The sequence below is a fragment of the Ruegeria sp. YTSA108 genome (assembly GCF_059610185.1).
The window spans coordinates 75,736-92,037 of sequence record NZ_JBXWND010000001.1 but is presented as its reverse complement, the minus strand read 5'-3'; the positions used below and the strand labels follow the sequence as shown (position 1 = coordinate 92,037).

Annotated in this window: 18 protein-coding genes; 5 read left to right on the top strand and 13 right to left on the bottom strand. The window is 55.0% G+C overall.

Annotation, left to right across the window (positions count from 1 at the left end; all coding sequences use genetic code 11):
- Positions 1-2: 2 nt before the first annotated feature.
- The 7 genes from AC2FHW_RS00460 to iscR form a co-directional block, all read right to left on the bottom strand.
- Positions 3-569 (bottom strand): YIP1 family protein, encoded by a 567-nt coding sequence (locus AC2FHW_RS00460; RefSeq protein WP_496695491.1) that lies wholly within the window; start codon positions 567-569, stop codon positions 3-5.
- On the bottom strand, positions 566-1,051 hold the full coding sequence (locus AC2FHW_RS00455) for a YIP1 family protein (protein ID WP_142633741.1): 486 nt from the start codon (positions 1,049-1,051) through the stop codon (positions 566-568). The genes AC2FHW_RS00460 and AC2FHW_RS00455 overlap by 4 nt, the downstream gene beginning before the upstream one ends.
- Complete coding sequence (gene sufD, locus AC2FHW_RS00450) at positions 1,051-2,331, bottom strand: Fe-S cluster assembly protein SufD (protein WP_142633739.1); 1,281 nt, start codon at positions 2,329-2,331, stop codon at positions 1,051-1,053. The genes AC2FHW_RS00455 and sufD overlap by 1 nt, the downstream gene beginning before the upstream one ends.
- On the bottom strand, positions 2,331-3,086 hold the full coding sequence (gene sufC / locus AC2FHW_RS00445) for a Fe-S cluster assembly ATPase SufC (protein WP_142633737.1): 756 nt from the start codon (positions 3,084-3,086) through the stop codon (positions 2,331-2,333). The genes sufD and sufC overlap by 1 nt, the downstream gene beginning before the upstream one ends.
- Before the next feature lie 70 nt (positions 3,087-3,156).
- Positions 3,157-4,677, bottom strand: coding sequence for a Fe-S cluster assembly protein SufB (gene sufB / locus AC2FHW_RS00440; RefSeq protein WP_142633735.1), 1,521 nt, complete (start codon positions 4,675-4,677; stop codon positions 3,157-3,159).
- An 18-nt stretch (positions 4,678-4,695) separates the two neighbouring features.
- Positions 4,696-5,775 carry a cysteine desulfurase family protein gene (locus AC2FHW_RS00435; protein ID WP_271947168.1) on the bottom strand — a complete coding sequence of 360 codons (1,080 nt, stop codon included), beginning with the start codon at positions 5,773-5,775 and terminating at the stop codon, positions 4,696-4,698.
- A 48-nt stretch (positions 5,776-5,823) separates the two neighbouring features.
- Positions 5,824-6,282, bottom strand: coding sequence for a Fe-S cluster assembly transcriptional regulator IscR (gene iscR / locus AC2FHW_RS00430; protein WP_142633731.1), 459 nt, complete (start codon positions 6,280-6,282; stop codon positions 5,824-5,826).
- Positions 6,283-6,460: 178 nt separating this feature from the next.
- Between iscR and AC2FHW_RS00425 the strand changes: the two genes are divergently transcribed.
- The 3 genes from AC2FHW_RS00425 to AC2FHW_RS00415 are packed head-to-tail and all read left to right on the top strand — an operon-like array spanning position 6,461 to position 8,513.
- Positions 6,461-7,114 carry an alpha/beta hydrolase gene (locus AC2FHW_RS00425; RefSeq protein ID WP_142633729.1) on the top strand — a complete coding sequence of 218 codons (654 nt, stop codon included), beginning with the start codon at positions 6,461-6,463 and terminating at the stop codon, positions 7,112-7,114.
- Positions 7,114-7,359: a hypothetical protein gene (locus AC2FHW_RS00420; protein WP_142633727.1), complete on the top strand. Its 246-nt coding sequence runs from the start codon at positions 7,114-7,116 to the stop codon at positions 7,357-7,359. Before AC2FHW_RS00425 ends, AC2FHW_RS00420 begins: the two co-directional genes overlap by 1 nt.
- Positions 7,356-8,513: an HD domain-containing protein gene (locus AC2FHW_RS00415; RefSeq protein WP_496675654.1), complete on the top strand. Its 1,158-nt coding sequence runs from the start codon at positions 7,356-7,358 to the stop codon at positions 8,511-8,513. Before AC2FHW_RS00420 ends, AC2FHW_RS00415 begins: the two co-directional genes overlap by 4 nt.
- Before the next feature lie 54 nt (positions 8,514-8,567).
- On the opposite strand, the gene AC2FHW_RS00410 is transcribed toward AC2FHW_RS00415, so the two are convergent.
- Positions 8,568-8,699 (bottom strand): hypothetical protein, encoded by a 132-nt coding sequence (locus AC2FHW_RS00410; protein WP_496675658.1) that lies wholly within the window; start codon positions 8,697-8,699, stop codon positions 8,568-8,570.
- Between the two features lie 175 nt (positions 8,700-8,874).
- On the opposite strand from AC2FHW_RS00410, the gene AC2FHW_RS00405 reads away from it, so the two are divergent.
- Both AC2FHW_RS00405 and typA read left to right on the top strand, forming a co-directional pair.
- The gene (locus AC2FHW_RS00405; RefSeq protein WP_142633723.1) at positions 8,875-9,210 is read left to right on the top strand and encodes a DMT family transporter; all 336 of its coding nucleotides are present in this window, start codon (positions 8,875-8,877) and stop codon (positions 9,208-9,210) included.
- Positions 9,211-9,286: 76 nt separating this feature from the next.
- Positions 9,287-11,104 carry a translational GTPase TypA gene (typA, locus tag AC2FHW_RS00400; protein ID WP_271947178.1) on the top strand — a complete coding sequence of 606 codons (1,818 nt, stop codon included), beginning with the start codon at positions 9,287-9,289 and terminating at the stop codon, positions 11,102-11,104.
- 190 nt (positions 11,105-11,294) lie between these two features.
- Here the strand turns inward: typA and AC2FHW_RS00395 are convergent, their stop codons facing one another.
- The 5 genes from AC2FHW_RS00395 to alaS all read right to left on the bottom strand — a co-directional run bounded on the left by AC2FHW_RS00395 (position 11,295) and on the right by alaS (position 16,217).
- Positions 11,295-11,465, bottom strand: a complete 171-nt coding sequence (locus AC2FHW_RS00395; RefSeq protein ID WP_185956608.1) for a hypothetical protein — start codon at positions 11,463-11,465, stop codon at positions 11,295-11,297.
- Positions 11,466-11,667: 202 nt separating this feature from the next.
- Positions 11,668-12,138 carry a hypothetical protein gene (locus tag AC2FHW_RS00390; RefSeq protein ID WP_496821298.1) on the bottom strand — a complete coding sequence of 157 codons (471 nt, stop codon included), beginning with the start codon at positions 12,136-12,138 and terminating at the stop codon, positions 11,668-11,670.
- A gap of 123 nt (positions 12,139-12,261) precedes the next feature.
- Complete coding sequence (locus AC2FHW_RS00385) at positions 12,262-12,783, bottom strand: transglutaminase-like cysteine peptidase (protein ID WP_246097162.1); 522 nt, start codon at positions 12,781-12,783, stop codon at positions 12,262-12,264.
- A 469-nt stretch (positions 12,784-13,252) separates the two neighbouring features.
- Positions 13,253-13,540 carry a DUF1330 domain-containing protein gene (locus tag AC2FHW_RS00380; RefSeq protein ID WP_142633718.1) on the bottom strand — a complete coding sequence of 96 codons (288 nt, stop codon included), beginning with the start codon at positions 13,538-13,540 and terminating at the stop codon, positions 13,253-13,255.
- Positions 13,541-13,544: 4 nt separating this feature from the next.
- Complete coding sequence (gene alaS / locus AC2FHW_RS00375; protein WP_271947183.1) at positions 13,545-16,217, bottom strand: alanine--tRNA ligase; 2,673 nt, start codon at positions 16,215-16,217, stop codon at positions 13,545-13,547.
- Between the last annotated feature and the right edge of the window lie 85 nt (positions 16,218-16,302).

Here is a 16,302-nt window from a genome sequence, read left to right as displayed (position 1 = left end):
CCCTAGACCGGGCCGTTGGGTGTGAACATGAGGACAAATGAGATTGAAATCAGTGCGGATAACAGAATGACCCCAAAAGATTTCAGCATCGAGTTGAACTTATGAGCTTCATTCAGGAAATGCATTGAGACGTAAAGGCTGACAAGTGCGGTCGCCAGCAAAAACATGACCATCATAAATGGAACAACCATCGAAACGATCAGCGTCACCGACATCGCTGCGATCTGAAGGAATTGCAGCCAGATCGTCAGGATCAGGATATCTTTGAATGTCGCAACGCCCCCGATAGTACGACCAACAAAAAGAAGAGCCACCACGCTGAGCAGCATCGCGCCTGACGAACGTAGAAGGTTCAGAATAACAGGATCAGAAACGGGAAGCGGTTCACCCTGCGGGACAGGGACCATCTGTTCGATACCAATTTGGATGGCACCGTTCAGAACGACAGCCAGAAAGAATGCCAGCCAGACAACTTCACGCCCGGGACGCAGATCCAGCAACCGTCTTGCCGCTTCGGCAGGGTTGGTCAGGGTCAGAACAGCAATCTGACTCAGCACAGCCGGATTCATTCCGCATACCTTTGCGCTTGCCTAAGGCCCGAAAACCAGAACCACAGGAATACGACGAACCAGACCAACCCGACAGTGGTCATGGTTGTCCCCGGACCGATGAAACCAGCGACAAGGCCGTTCAGCAAAATCAACGGCGTCGAGGATAGCAACGCCCAGAACAGAGCCAACCTTGCGCCATAGGCAGTCCCCTTTCCGCCGAACAGACGCGCCGCACCGTGGGACACGAAGGCCAGAAGGTAAAAGAACAGCGGCAAGATAATGACAGTTCCAAGCAAGGCACCGCCCAACAGCATGTTAAGTTCGAGGTCTTCGAGATGCGCCCGCCGGGACAAACGTGGCAGTTGCGCAATGAATGCCACCACGCAGAACGCCATTACAAAGACCAAAGCGCGGTCCTCACGTTCGCCCAAATCCAGAAGCCGGCTTACAACCCGGCCTGGTCCACGGTATGTGGCCACTATATCCGACGTTACCGGCATCAGCTTCGCCGCGAAAGCCAGCCTTCAAGGCGGTCAACCATAGCCTCCGCAAGGCCTTCATCCTCGATCTCTTCCACAGCCTCGGCTAGGAACGACAAAGTCAGCAAATTTGTTGCCTCTTTGACGGGCACACCCCGAGACCGCAGGTAGAACAGAGCCGTTTCATCAAGCGCACCTGATGTCGAACCGTGCGAACAGACTACGTCATCGGCATAGATCTCAAGCTCGGGCTTGGCGAGGAACTGACTATCATCATCCAGCAGCAAAGACTGGCTGATCTGATACCCGTCTGTTTTCTGGGCGCCCTCTTTCACAAGGATCTTGCCCTGAAACACGCCGGTCGCGCCGTTCCGCAGCACCTTCTTGAACACCTGGCGGCTTTCGCAACCAACCGCGTCATGGGTGACAAACACCGTGTCGTCATGGTGAAAATCGCCATCTCCGACGCAGGCACCGGCCACGTGCGCCACCGCATCATCGCCGGTCAATTCGATCACCTGTTCGTTCCGGGTCAGAACACCGTTCATAGTCAGGGTGAAGGATTTGTAGACAGATTTGGCACCCAACCGTGTAAACATATGCGTCGCCGCACGACGCTCGTGGTCACGACCCTGGGCCCGCACATGGTGCAGCGAGCCACCATCGGCAATGTCAATTTCCATACATTTGTTGAAACGCGATGCCGCCGGCCCGTTTTCGAGAATGGTAACCTCGGCGTCAGTTTCGACCCGTACTACGTGATGCAGGATCGCATCCGAATCCTCGGACGCATGGCGATAGATCAGGCTGATCGGTTTCGATGGCTTACCGGTCACATGGATGGCCACTCCGTCTGATGCAAATGCGGTGTTCAATGCGGCCAGAGGGCGCTGAACCGGGACTTGTCCATTTGCTTCAAGAACGCCGTACAAGTCTTTGGCCCAATGGATATCTTTGCAGCAAATATCTTCAAGCCGGTCGATCGAAACACCTTCGAGTGTCAGATCATCGGACTCTTCGGGATTGAACACTCCGTCAACGAAGACAATCTTCAAGCGGTCGAATTCATCGAACATTTGCGGCTCGTCCGACTCGAACAGCGCCGCATGCGCTGCATCAGCCGATACGAGCGTATCGGGTTGGGTGTATTTCCAGTATTCGTCGCGCCGGCTGGGCAAGCCCATTTGACGCACACGGGCAATCGCGTCCTCGCGCGCAGCGCGAGTACATCCGGCATCGGGCAACGACAGGACGGCCAACCGCTCCTCCGTCGCAGTCTGTTTTGCTTGGGGCAACGCCATCAGTTCACCTCGGCCAGAATGTCGGCATAACCGTTGTTTTCAACCTCAAGTGCCAACTCGGGACCGCCAGTTTTTACAATCCGCCCATCGGCCATGATATGCACGACATCAGGTTTGATGTGGTCCAGAAGGCGCTGATAATGCGTGATAACAAGGAAACCACGCGCTTCGTCGCGCAGCGCGTTCACGCCCTCGGCAACCAGTTTCATCGCGTCTACATCCAAACCGGAATCTGTCTCGTCCAGAATGCACATTTTGGGCTCGAGCATGGCCATTTGCAGTATTTCGTTGCGCTTTTTCTCACCGCCAGAAAAGCCAACATTCACAGGGCGCTTCAGCATATCCGCATCGATCTTTAACGATTTGGCCTTGGCGCGCACCTCTTTCAGGAAATCGGCTGCTGAAAGCTCTTCTTCCCCGCGGGCCTTGCGCTGTGAGTTCACAGCGGTGCGCAGAAAGGTCATGTTGCCAACGCCCGGGATTTCAACCGGATATTGGAACGCCAGGAAAACACCGGCTGCTGCGCGCTCTTCCGGTTCCATCTCGAACAGGTTCTCACCACCAAGGGTCGCCGAGCCTTCGGTCACTTCATACCCATCCCGACCGGACAGCACATAGCTGAGCGTCGATTTGCCCGAGCCATTTGGCCCCATGATCGCATGTACCTTGCCAGCCTCAACCTTCAGGTCGACACCTTTGAGGATTTGCTTGTCTTCTTCTTCAAGTTTGACGTGCAGGTTTTTGATTTCCAGCATGTTTATTTCCTTTGGCGTATCGCAAGAGGGTCATGCCCCCTGTATGTTCTGAATTCAGGGAAAGTCGGGATTAACCCACAGATCCTTCGAGACTGATGGCCACCAACTGCTGGGCCTCCATCGCAAATTCCATTGGCAGTGCCTGTAGCACGTCCTTGCAGAACCCGTTGACAACAAGGGCCACGGCCTCTTCCTCGTCCATTCCGCGCTGACGGCAATAGAACAGCTGATCATCATCGACCTTCGACGTCGTCGCTTCATGCTCGACGCGCGATGAGTTGTTCTTGACCTCGATATAGGGCACCGTATGCGCCCCGCATTTGTCGCCGATCAGCAAGCTGTCACACTGGGTGTAATTGCGGCTGTCCTTGGCTTTTGGATGCATCGAGACCAACCCGCGATAGGTGTTCTGCGCCTTGCCCGCGCTGATCCCTTTCGAAACGATCCGAGACTTGGTGTTCTTGCCGAGGTGGATCATCTTGGTGCCAGTGTCGGCCTGCTGATAGTTATTGGCAATCGCGATCGAATAGAACTCACCTTGGCTTTCATTGCCGCGCAGGATGCAGGACGGGTATTTCCATGTCACGGCAGAGCCGGTCTCCACCTGCGTCCACATCACCTTGGACCGGTCGCCGCGGCAATCCGCGCGCTTGGTCACAAAGTTATAGATGCCGCCCTTGCCATTCTCATCCCCGGGGTACCAGTTCTGAACGGTCGAGTATTTTACCTCGGCATCTTCCTCGATGATGATTTCGACCACGGCAGCATGCAGCTGCGCAGTGTCGCGCTGAGGCGCAGTACAGCCTTCCAAGTAGCTGACATAGCTGCCTTTATCGGCGATGATCAGGGTGCGTTCAAACTGACCGGTGTTCTCCGCATTGATGCGGAAATAGGTGCTCAGCTCCATCGGGCAGCGTACGCCCGGCGGGATGTAGACAAATGACCCGTCCGAGAACACGGCCGAGTTCAGCGTGGCATAGAAATTATCGGATACCGGAACCACAGTGCCCAGGTATTTCTTGACCAGCTCGGGGTGTTCCCTGATCGCTTCAGAAATCGAACAGAAGATCACACCTGCCTTTTTCAGTTCGGCCTGAAAAGTTGTGCCAACGGACACCGAGTCGAACACCGCATCCACGGCCACCTTGCGGCCCTCAGCAGGCATATCCTCGGCGCCTTCGACGCCAGCCAGAATCATCTGTTCTTTCAGTGGGATACCGAGCTTTTCGTAAGTGGCCAGCAGCTTCGGATCCACTTCATCCAGCGATTTCGGCTTTACCTCCATCGATTTCGGACGGGCATAGTAATACTGGTTCTGAAAGTCGATTTCGGGATAGCTGACCATCGCCCATTTCGGCTCTTCCATCTTGGTCCAGCGTTCGAACGCGGCCAGACGCCATTCGGTCATCCATTCCGGTTCTTCATTCTTGTCCGAGATCAGACGGACGATATCGGGGTTCACGCCTTTTGGGGCGTATTCCATCTCAATATCGGTGTTCCAGCCGTATTTATAGGTTCCGGCCTCGCGCACCGCATCAACGGTTTCCTGATCGACACCTTCTTTTACCTGAGTCTGGTCCAAAGCGGCCATGACTTATCCTCCGTCAGATCACGCGGCACGCGCGCGATGCTTTTTCTCTTTTTCCAGCCACGTATCCGCGAAACGCAGCACATCATCTTCTGTCGTCCAAGGGCCGAGCGATACGCGAATTGCGCTGGCTGCCGTTACCTCGTCATATCCCATTGCCGTCAGAACTCGGCTGGTCTTTACCTTGCCACTTGAACAGGCCGAACCTGCGCTGATCGCAAATCCAGCCAGATCCATCTGCATAACCTGCGTCTCCCCTTTCCATCCGGGAGTTGCAAAACACAAAGTGTTGGGGAGTCGCTCCTGATCTTTCCCGACAAAAATAGTCGCTTTCGATCCGGCCTCAAGTGCGTTCTCTAGAATATTTCTAAATTTAGCAACATTTTCCCAAACACCGTTAGCCAGATCTTTCACTGCGGCCTCGGCAGCGGCACCAAAACCCGCGATTCCAACAACGTTTTCCGTCCCGGAGCGCCGGCCCATTTCCTGCCCGCCACCAACCGCAAGCGGGTTGATGTCCAGCCCTTGTTTTAGGATCAGAGCGCCAACACCCTTAGGACCGCCGATTTTATGCGCCGAAAGAACCGCCATATCCGCATCGCTCCAGGCGAAGGAAAAGGGAATACGGCCAACAGCCTGTGTAATATCCAGCAACAACCAATCGGCGCGCCGTGCGCCATAGGGCCACTGACCTTCGACCTTTTTCGGTGGCAAGGTAACGATACCTGTTTCCGAATTCGCCAACCCCATTGCTAAGATGTGACCAGGACCGAACGGGCGTTCGTTGCAGTTCGATAGATCAAGATGCGACCAAAGCGCGTCATGCGCCGTTGCATCGACGAACACATCGCAATTATTCGGTCTATTCTGCAGGACCCGAGCCGCTTCGGTCGCACCAGAGGTGAAAATAACTTCCTGCGGTCGGCACCCGACAGCTTCGGCCACCTGCGCCCGTGCACGCTCGACCATGGCCTTTGCCGCTCGTCCTTCAGCGTGAACCGAGGAAGGGTTACCGATCTGATCCATTGACGTGATCATCGCATCGCGCGCTTCGGGGCGAATTGGCGTTGTGGCGTTATGATCCAGATAAACACGATTCATGGATGCACCTTTTGGCAGCCAAAGGGACTTGGACAAAGCAAATTCATCTTACTCGTCCACGACCGCAAACAGATTAGGAACAGCCGGACAGGGCGCCAAGTCGTTCCTGATCACATCAGAAAGCCGCGTTTGATGCAGAAACACATAAACATGGGCACTCAGCCCTTCCCACAATCGGTTGGTCAGCGATTGCGCACGACTGCCCGATGAGGCCCCCGAAGCCCCTGCCCCTTTTTTCAACGCGTCTACAGTTTCGTCGACGGCGGACAGAATTTCGACTACACGGATTTCCGACGCAGGGCGCGCCAACCGATAACCTCCGCCTGGACCGCGCACTGACGAGACAAGCTCGGCCCGGCGCAGCTTTACGAACAGCTGTTCAAGATAAGGCAACGAGATGTCCTGCCGTTCGGAAATTTCGCTCAGCGTTACCAGTCCGTCAGAAGACTGAAGAGCGATATCAGCCAAGGCCACCATCGCGTAACGACCCTTGGTCGAAAGCTTCATTCTCATTCCCTTATGGCAGTTAACGCGCGAAATCATTGACGCCGCCGCTGCCAGTGCGTATCTCCGACTGACAGCGCCCTTGCGCCGACTATCACAATTAGAACCGTTCTAAGGTGTCCGACGATTATCGTCAAGTATTTCCGGACACCCAGAAGAAAAAGACAGGACCTATGCACACATGCCCGAGGTGATTTTTCCCGGACCCGAAGGCCGCCTGGAAGGCCGCTACCACCCGCAAAAGGAAAAAGACGCACCGATCGCCATCGTGTTGCACCCGCATCCTCAATTTGGCGGGACCATGAACAACAAGGTGGTCTATAATCTGCACTATGCGTTCTACAACATGGGTTTCACTGTCTTGCGGTTCAACTTCCGCGGTGTTGGCCGCAGCCAGGGAGAATATGACCAGGGCGTAGGCGAGCTGAGTGATGCGGCATCGGCACTGGACTACCTGCAGTCGATGAACAACAATTCGAAACACTGCTGGGTCGCAGGGTTCTCGTTCGGAGCCTGGATCGGGATGCAACTGCTTATGCGCCGCCCTGAGATTACCGGTTTCATCAGCGTTTCTCCGCCAGCCAACATGTATGATTTCTCGTTCCTGGCGCCCTGCCCCTCTTCGGGTCTGATTATCAACGGATCCTCTGATCGGGTAGCCCCGCCTGCAGACACCACTGCATTGGTTAACAAGCTGCATGAACAGAAGGGCATCACAATCACCCATAACGAAGTTGAGGGTGCTGACCACTTCTTTCAGGATCGCCACATGGATACGCTGATCACTGATGTAAGTGACTATGTGAAACGGCGGCTGACAGAGAACACGCGCTAATGTCCGACACGATCATCAGGCTTGCTTCCAAGCTGGCCGAAGACACAATGAAAGTGATGGACGAAACCGGTAACGACCGCTTCTTCATGGAAGTTGGCGAAGTGATCGGGGCGTCCTCACAAACATTGGAAGAAGCATTCCTGACCGAGATCCGTGTCCGGATGGCCGAACGTAAGGCCCGCAAGTTTGTCGTCGAGAAATTGACCGAACATCGGTCAAAACTGAAAGCTATAGAAAAACAATGACGCAAAGACTGTCCGCGCAAATCGACTTTCTTAAACGCGCGGACAGGTTGAAATCTGTCAATCGTGCCAACGCCTTGTTGGATCAGTCTCGCCCAGAGAACGCGGCTGAGCATAGTTGGCAACTGGCGCTTTGGGCCCTGGTTTTGGAACCGGTTGCCGGGCCAGACGTGAATATCGACCGCGTGATCAAAATGCTACTGCTGCATGATCTGGTCGAAATCATCGTAGGCGATCACCCGATTCACCTGAAAACAGATTGGAAAGCACTGGAATTGGCGGAACAAACAGCTGCTGAAGAGCTGTTTGGCATGCTGCCTGCTGATCAGGCCACGACGTTTCTGGCTCTTTGGCAAGAATTCGAGGCCGACACCACTCCGGACGCGAAATTCGCCAAGATTCTGGATCGGTCGCAACCGATGTTTCAGGTGCTGTGTGCAGAACGGCCAAACCCAGAGCATTTAGCTGTCGTGAATGACAACCTGAAACAAGGTCGCGCTGCCTATCTGCAACAAGCTTTCCCGGACGCATATAATCTTGCCCAAGCACTGCTGAATGGAGGCAAACTCGAAACCTCCGAGCTTTCTTTGCGTTTGGGTTTCTTGTCCGAAACTGACCAACTCAAATCGGTTCAGCGCGCATCGCGTCTGCTCTATGATAACCGGTTTGAGAATTCAGCCGAACATTCCTGGCACATCATGCTTTTTGCCTGGGTCCTGTCCGAATATGCAGCCCCTTCCGTTTCTGTAAACCGCGCCCTCAGGATGCTTTTGCTGCACGACATTGTTGAAATTGACGCGGGTGATCACCCAATTCATGGGCAGGTCGACCACGCGGCACAAGCCGCCGAGGAACTTGCTGCGGCGCAAAGGTTGTTTGGAATGCTCCCAGAGGTCCAAAATCAAGAATTCATGTCGATCTGGCAGGAGTTTGAACAGGCCGAAAGCCCCGATGCCTGTTTCGCCAAAGCGATTGATCGCTTCCAAACCCCGCTTGGCAACCTCGAGACAGGAGGCGGTTCCTGGATTGATTACAACGTCACATACGAACAAATCCAAAGCCGTGTCGGCACGGTGATTATTCCCGGTGCACCAGCCCTGTGGGCATGGCTGGATCCGTTGCTTCGGGGTTACTTTTCTGAGACTGCAGAAGGCTGAAAACACAGCGGAAAAAGGAGCATAACACCCCTTTTTCCTGTATTCGGCAGTCGCTTAAACCGATGTACCAATCAATCGCTCAACATTTCGGGCTGCTTTTGTTTCGACGGACCCCCCGCCAGCAAGCCACCCAAGCGCAACAACAAGTGCCGAAAGAGCGATGACGTATTTTGCAAATTTCGTCATGGCGATACTCATAAAATAAACACGATAAAACGCGGACAAAGTATCACATTGCCGAAAATCCACATAGTCGGGTAATCCTGACCCCTGACGGATGCCAGTAAACTCCTGCTATCGCTTGCGGGTAACGGTCATTTCGTGCTCAACCCAATGCAACCTTATTGAATGCGAGACCCCCGTGCCCAAAGCATATCTTCTACTGCTGTTGGCAGTTGTTGCCGAAACGATTGGTACAACTGCACTTCAGGCCAGCCAGCAATTCAGCCGGTTCTGGCCGTCAGTGCTTGTGGTTGTTGGCTATGGAATTGCCTTTTATCTGATGGCCCTCACGCTCAAATACATGCCGGTTGGTATCGTCTATGCAATCTGGTCCGGCCTTGGAATCGTGCTGATTGCCATCATCGGTTTCATTGTCTTTGGTCAGAGGTTGGATTTACCCGGGATCGCTGGACTCAGCATGATTTTGGGTGGAATACTAATCATACACCTCTTTTCCGGTACAGCAGGACACTGACGATCGGTTAGGGCTGGCATATTTCGCCGAGCCGCGTTATGCGCGCGTCAACTTCCCGTTCAAAGGCTGACCTCTCATGGACCTGCGCAATATCGCAATCATCGCTCACGTGGACCACGGCAAAACAACGCTGGTCGATGAGCTGCTAAAACAATCCGGTGCGTTCCGGGAAAATCAGGCTGTCGCAGAACGCGCCATGGACAGCAATGACCTCGAGCGTGAGCGTGGTATCACCATCCTTGCAAAGGCCACTTCGGTGGAGTGGAAAGGCACGCGGATCAATATTGTCGACACGCCGGGCCACGCCGATTTCGGCGGCGAGGTTGAACGCATCCTCAGCATGGTCGACGGCGTTGTCCTGCTGGTCGATGCTGCCGAAGGTCCAATGCCGCAGACCAAATTCGTGACCTCCAAGGCGCTGGCGCTGGGTCTGCGTCCGATTGTGGTGCTGAACAAAGTCGACAAACCCGACGCCGAACCAGACCGTGCGCTGGACGAATGCTTTGATCTGTTCGCAAACCTCGGTGCGGATGACGATCAGCTTGATTTCCCTTCAATGTACGCCTCAGGCCGGTCGGGCTGGGCAGATATGGAGCTGGAAGGACCCCGCAAGGATCTGTCAGCACTGTTCGACCTGATCGTTGACCACGTCCCTGCTCCCAAACAGATCGAACGCAAGGACGAACCCTTCCGGATGCTTGCCACGACACTGGGCAGCGACCCGTTCATCGGCCGCATTCTGACTGGCCGTGTCGAAAGTGGTACGCTCAAGGCAGGTGACACCCTCAAGGCGCTCAGCCGGGACGGAACACTTATCGAGAACTTTCGCGCCTCAAAAATCCTGGCTTTCCGCGGTCTGGGGCAGCAACCCATTGATGTGGCCGAGGCGGGCGATATCGTCACCATCGCAGGTATGAGCAAAGCGACCGTGGCAGATTCGCTTGTTGCCCCACAGGTCGAAGACGCTCTGCCGGCGCAGCCGATCGACCCGCCGACCATCACAGTGACCTTTGGTATCAACGATTCGCCCCTTGCCGGCCGAGACGGTAAAAAGGTTCAGTCCCGTGTCATTCGCGACCGTTTGATGAAAGAAGCAGAATCAAACGTCGCCATTCGCATTACCGACACTCCGGGCGGTGAGGCCTTCGAAGTTGCGGGACGCGGCGAATTGCAGATGGGTGTTCTGATCGAAAACATGCGCCGCGAAGGGTTCGAGCTGAGTATCTCTCGCCCACAGGTCCTGTTCCGCGAAGAAGACGGTCAGCGCCTGGAGCCCATCGAAGAAGTCACCATTGACGTGGACGACGAGTATTCCGGCTCGGTCATTGAAAAGATAACAGGTGTCCGCAAAGGTGAACTGGCCGAGATGCGGCCTGCTGGTACAGGTAAAACCCGCATCATCGCCCATGTGCCGTCACGCGGGTTGATCGGTTATCACGGTGAATTCCTGACAGATACACGCGGTACTGGCGTTTTGAACCGTGTGTTCCACGACTGGGCACCGCATAAAGGACAAATTCCGGGCCGCCGCGCAGGCGTTCTGATCTCGATGGAGAACGGACAAGCAGTTGCCTATGCCCTTTGGAACCTCGAAGAGCGTGGCCGCATGTTTGTTGGCCCTCAGACCGATGTATATCAGGGTATGGTTATCGGCGAGCATTCGCGCGACAACGATCTTGAGGTTAACCCGCTGAAGGGGAAAAAGCTGACCAACGTCCGGGCCAGCGGATCGGATGACGCTGTGCGCCTGACACCCCATATTCAGTTCTCGTTGGAAGAGGCGATCGCCTATATCGACGATGACGAACTTGTCGAAGTGACCCCGAACGCAATCCGTCTGCGCAAACGCTTTCTGGATCCGCACGAGCGCAAGCGTATGGCAAGATCTGCCTGATCATTGCAGTGATGCAGTTCACAGATTGGAAACAATAACACAATCGTGACATATTTGCGCACACGCGTATTAAGGCCCATCCTGGAAGGCTCGCTCTCAAAGCGGGCCTTCTTTTTGTTTTACCTACACTTTCCTCTTTAAGTTGTTTCACTTTTAACATTCACAATTTTAGGAAACTTGTAATTCTGGCTCAAAAGGGATGTATTTGTGTCCAAAGTATGGCACCTGTTTGCCTGCCAAGTTTTGAGTAATGAGTATCAAGGAGTAGCGCCATGCGCATTAAGTCTCGCTTACTTTCAATAGTATTTGTTTCAGCAACATTCCCAGTTATTTCAGCTGTATCCGCTTCAGCTTCAGACATGTGTACAATACGAACAGCCAAACAGTCGGTATCGACTGAAACGCTTTGTGCATGTTCTGTCGTAGACGCCCGGATGCTGCGCTATTTGCAGCGACGCTCAGATTTCGAGGACATCTTGTCCCGTACATTGGAGAGTTGCCCAGCTTTTGCAGCAGTTCTGACTGACTTTCCAACCGCATCTATTCTCGGAAATGAGCAACGATCAGGAGACGGCGCTGCTGATGAAAATGGCGGTGGTGGTTCCGGCGGCGGCGGTGGCGGCGGCGGTGGTACCGGCGGCGGCGGTGGCGGCGGCGGCGGCGGTGATACCCGCGGCGGCGGTGGCGGCAATGGTGACGGCAACGATGATGACGACGGTGGTGACGGCGGCGACGGTGGTGACGGCGGCGAAGGTGGCGACGGCGGCGAAGGTGGCGACGGCGGCGAAGGTGGTGACGGCGGCGAAGGTGGCGACGGCGGCGAAGGTGGCGACGGCGGCGACGGCGGCGAAGGTGGTGACGGCGGTGACGGCGGCGAAGGCGGTGACGGCGGCGAAGGTGGCGACGGCGGCGAAGGTGGTGACGGCGGCGAAGGTGGCGACGGCGGCGAAGGTGGTGACGGCGGCGAAGGTGGTGACGGTGGACCCAAGGGCAACCGTTCTGGCCATAGCGACGGAACCAATCCAGGCGGCCAATCTCAGAACCCGAACGGTACCAACAATCCGGGCAACCCTAAGTAAGCTAATTTAGTACTACAGAAAATGGCGAAGCTGCTGCTTCGCCATTTTTGCATTCTAACCAGCTGAGATTAGCTTTCCTCAGCTTCTGCCGAAGACCCCGACCCATTTACTGGGCCGCCGAGGGTCCTGCATCCGCAGAAACAGATATCGCGTCGCCGACCAGGGTTTGATGCGGTTGGTCAAGTTATCCAGAACCAGATCGCCACTGGCCGAGCGATAAACCAAAACCGCATGAGAATTTCGCTGCGTATCCAGTACAGTTGCGATCAAAAGTTTGCTCGGATCGACGCCCGCACGGATAAGATCCCTTTTCTTCAGCAGAGCAAAGTCTTCGCAATCCCCACCGCGCGAAGTCGGCAGTGCCCAACGTTCCCGAGTTCTATATTGGGCTTGGTCAGTAACCGAGCGGGTGGTTGCGTTTACCTGCCGGTTGACCTTTTTGATGATCTGCATCTCTTGCTGGCTCGACATTGAATTCGAAGCCTTGCTGGAACATGCCCAAGAGTATTGACGGCACAGTTGCCGCGCTCCAGACGGCGGGGGCGAAGATGCGACTGTGCGGATGAAGTTGCCTTCCCGCGCTTGCGCATCTGGTGCCATAACCGAGGAGCCCAACGCCAATGCGAGGATTCCTAAAGTTCTACCAAAACCAGTCCAGATCCGCGCATTAACGGCCCTAAATTCCGTACCCATGGTCGCCATGCCTGTCCCTCGATCCGTGTTTTCCCTGCGATTGCCGCAAAACAGGACCATATTCCGTTTTCCGAAACTATCGGTAAACACGCCTAATTGTGCAATCTGTCTCAAATCTTGCAACTAAAAGAGGCGGAATTCCGTCATTGAAAATGGCATTTTTGGGTAAGAATCTGGCGCTGCTCGCCACATTCGAAACACGAACCCCTTGGCAGGCCCGACATCAAGACCCGCTAACTACTTGTAAATAAAAAATTTATGGGACTTCAGGTCGACGCTTGCCGCAACGTCATAATTGGGCGGCCATCTTTTGGCTGAAAACCGCCCAATGAATAAGCTGACAGGGGTATTAAATCCTTGATCGCACGGGGTGATTCTAATCTGTGATCTCTACGACCACCAATTCCCGCTCACTTGCACCACGCGCGTGATCCAGTGCTTGCTGATATTCCACCGAATTATAACACTCTACAGCGGCTTCCAATGAGGGGAATTTGGCGACAACGTTGCGCGGCCGTTCTTTGCCTTCCAACTGCACGTATCGCGCAGCACGCGCGATAAACGCACCACCGTGTTTGGCAATCGCTGGCCCGGCGAGCTCGGCATATTTTCCATAGGATTCGGCGTCAGTAACACTGACATGTGCAATCCAAAGTGCGGACATTTTGTTAACCTCCAAGAATATTCTCTGCAGCCTTGATCGCGGCATCAGCATTCGAAGCGTCCTTGCCACCACCTTGCGCCATGTCAGGGCGTCCACCGCCACCTTTTCCACCAAGTTCAGCAACCGCCGCCCGAACCAGATCCACGGCCGAGATTGCATCCGTCAGATCAGCTGTGACACCGGCCGCGACGGCTGCTTTGCCGCCCGTATCCGCTATCAGCAACACAGCACCCGATCCAAGTCGGCTTTTGTGTTCGTCGATCAGCGCGGGTAAGTCCTTGCCAGATACGCCAGTAAGGGACTGAGCCAGGAACGCTATACCATTTACCGTTTTGGCCTCAGCGCTACCGCCCTGCCCTGAACCACCAGCCATCGCGAGATCGCGGCGCAGCTGCGCAACTTCATTTTGAAGGGATTTACGTTCATCCAACAGAGCTTTGACACGAGATACAACGTCATCCGGTTGTGCTTTCAGTTCAGATGCGATCTGCCCCAAACGTTGGTCCTGGTCGGTCAGGTAAACCAGGGCTTCATCACCGGTAAGCGCTTCGATCCGCCGGACACCGGCACTGCTGGCGCTATCCCCCAATACAACAAGCGCGCCAATATCACCGGTCTGGCGAACATGCGTTCCACCACACAGTTCGATCGACCAAGTCTCACCATCCTGGCCTTTGCCGGTTGGCGCTTTGCCCATCGAAACCACGCGAACTTCGTCGCCGTATTTCTCACCGAAAAGGGCCTGCGCACCCAGTTCCCGGGCATCATCCGGTGTCATGATCCGGGTCTCGACGTTCGAGTTCTGGCGGATGAAAGCGTTGACCGAGCGTTCAACTTGCCGAATTTCCTCGGGGCTCATCGCCTTCGCGTGGCTAAAGTCGAATCGCAGCCGGTCAGCCGCATTCAAAGAACCGCGCTGCGCAACGTGGTCACCCAATGTTTCCCGCAATGCTTCGTGCAGCAAATGTGTGGCCGAATGGTTGGCCCGGATGGCGGTGCGGCGAACATGGTCTACCTCAAGCTCAACTGCGTCTCCCTTGGACAAGGTACCGTGATCGACCGTGACCCGATGCGCATAGATTTTGCCATCCGCAAATTTCCGGGTGTCCTCGACCCGCGCGACATCATCACGCTCTTCCAGACGACGAATTTCGCCGGTGTCTCCTATCTGACCACCGGATTCACCATAAAACGGGGTTTGGTTCACAACGACCCAGCCGGAACAACCTGTCTCGATCTTGTCGACCAAAGCGCCATCCACGACCATTGCCGCGACCTGTCCTTCAGCCTTTTCTGTATCGTATCCAAGAAAATCCGTAGCGCCCGCGATATCCAGAACGTCAAACCAAACGGCTTGGTCCGCTGCTTCCCCTGATCCAGCCCAGGCAGCGCGTGCCTTGGCCTTTTGCTCGGCCATCGCCGTATCAAACCCGTCGGTATCAACCGTCCGGCCTTTTTCACGCAGTGCATCTTGTGTCAGATCAAGCGGAAAACCGTATGTATCATACAGCTTGAAAGCGGCCTCTCCAGACAGTGCCGCACCCTCTGGCAGGTCAGAGACCTCGTCATCCAACAACTTCAGGCCGCGATCCAATGTTTGCTTAAAGCGGGTTTCTTCCAGCAACAGCGTCTCTTCGATCAGCGACTGAGCCTGGCCAAGTTCGGTGTACTGAGCACCCATCAGTTGGACCAATGTCGGCACCAGCTTATACATCACCGGATCCTTCGCACCCAACAGATGCGCATGCCGCATCGCACGACGCATGATCCGCCGCAGCACATAGCCGCGCCCGTCATTACTGGGCATTACCCCGTCTGCAATCAGGAACGAGGTCGACCGCAGGTGATCCGCAATCACGCGGTGATGTACGTTTTGATCCCCATAGGGATCGACATTTGTGGCACTCGCCGAGGCCTCGATCAGGGTCTTGAACAGATCGGTGTCATAATTGTCATGGCTTCCTTGCAATAGGGCACCAATCCGCTCCAGCCCCATCCCGGTGTCGATAGACTGCATGTCGAGCTCGACCATCGAGCCGTCCTCGAACTGTTCGTTCTGCATGAAAACTATGTTCCAGATCTCGATGAACCGGTCACCGTCTTCCTCAGGCGAACCCGGAGGGCCGCCCCAGATATGATCCCCGTGGTCGTAGAAAATCTCGGTGCAGGGACCGCACGGGCCGGTCGGGCCCATCTGCCAGAAATTGTCATTGGTTGCGATACGGATGATCCGATCTTCGGGGACGCCCACCTTCTTCCACATCTCGAACGCCTCGTCATCGGTGTGGTAAACCGTTGTCAGAAGGCGGTTTTTATCGACTCCGAATTCCTTGGTGATCAATTCCCATGCGAATGGAATTGCTTCGGGCTTGAAGTAATCGCCGAACGAAAAATTGCCCAACATCTCAAAGAATGTGTGGTGACGCGCAGTATAGCCGACATTGTCCAAGTCGTTGTGCTTGCCACCGGCCCGAACACATTTCTGTGCTGTCGTCGCGCGCTGATAGTCACGGGTTTCGACCCCGGTGAACAGGTTTTTGAACTGCACCATACCCGAGTTGACGAACATCAATGTCGGGTCGTTGCGTGGCACAAGGGGACTGGATGCCACTACTTCGTGCCCCTGTTTGGCAAAGTAGTTCAAAAAGGTCGATCGGATTTCGTTCAACGTTGACATAGGGCTCTCTCGGCGCGCGATCAGTTTGTTTCAAAAAGGGTTTATCCGCCTCCCCCGGGATAGTCCACAGGCGAGCGTCGCAGAA

What these genes read in the sequence shown, in the direction of transcription:
- AC2FHW_RS00460 (WP_496695491.1), bottom strand. Translation starts at nt 569, where the DNA reads ATGAATCCGGCTGTGCTGAGTCAGATTGCTGTTCTGACCCTGACCAAC.
- AC2FHW_RS00455 (WP_142633741.1), bottom strand. Translation starts at nt 1,051, where the DNA reads ATGCCGGTAACGTCGGATATAGTGGCCACATACCGTGGACCAGGCCGG.
- sufD (WP_142633739.1), bottom strand. Translation starts at nt 2,331, where the DNA reads ATGGCGTTGCCCCAAGCAAAACAGACTGCGACGGAGGAGCGGTTGGCC.
- sufC (WP_142633737.1), bottom strand. Translation starts at nt 3,086, where the DNA reads ATGCTGGAAATCAAAAACCTGCACGTCAAACTTGAAGAAGAAGACAAG.
- sufB (WP_142633735.1), bottom strand. Translation starts at nt 4,677, where the DNA reads ATGGCCGCTTTGGACCAGACTCAGGTAAAAGAAGGTGTCGATCAGGAA.
- AC2FHW_RS00435 (WP_271947168.1), bottom strand. Translation starts at nt 5,775, where the DNA reads ATGAATCGTGTTTATCTGGATCATAACGCCACAACGCCAATTCGCCCC.
- iscR (WP_142633731.1), bottom strand. Translation starts at nt 6,282, where the DNA reads ATGAAGCTTTCGACCAAGGGTCGTTACGCGATGGTGGCCTTGGCTGAT.
- AC2FHW_RS00425 (WP_142633729.1), top strand. Translation starts at nt 6,461, where the DNA reads ATGCCCGAGGTGATTTTTCCCGGACCCGAAGGCCGCCTGGAAGGCCGC.
- AC2FHW_RS00420 (WP_142633727.1), top strand. Translation starts at nt 7,114, where the DNA reads ATGTCCGACACGATCATCAGGCTTGCTTCCAAGCTGGCCGAAGACACA.
- AC2FHW_RS00415 (WP_496675654.1), top strand. Translation starts at nt 7,356, where the DNA reads ATGACGCAAAGACTGTCCGCGCAAATCGACTTTCTTAAACGCGCGGAC.
- AC2FHW_RS00410 (WP_496675658.1), bottom strand. Translation starts at nt 8,699, where the DNA reads ATGACGAAATTTGCAAAATACGTCATCGCTCTTTCGGCACTTGTTGTT.
- typA (WP_271947178.1), top strand. Translation starts at nt 9,287, where the DNA reads ATGGACCTGCGCAATATCGCAATCATCGCTCACGTGGACCACGGCAAA.
- AC2FHW_RS00395 (WP_185956608.1), bottom strand. Translation starts at nt 11,465, where the DNA reads ATGTCTGAAGCTGAAGCGGATACAGCTGAAATAACTGGGAATGTTGCT.
- AC2FHW_RS00385 (WP_246097162.1), bottom strand. Translation starts at nt 12,783, where the DNA reads ATGGCACCAGATGCGCAAGCGCGGGAAGGCAACTTCATCCGCACAGTC.
- AC2FHW_RS00380 (WP_142633718.1), bottom strand. Translation starts at nt 13,540, where the DNA reads ATGTCCGCACTTTGGATTGCACATGTCAGTGTTACTGACGCCGAATCC.
- alaS (WP_271947183.1), bottom strand. Translation starts at nt 16,217, where the DNA reads ATGTCAACGTTGAACGAAATCCGATCGACCTTTTTGAACTACTTTGCC.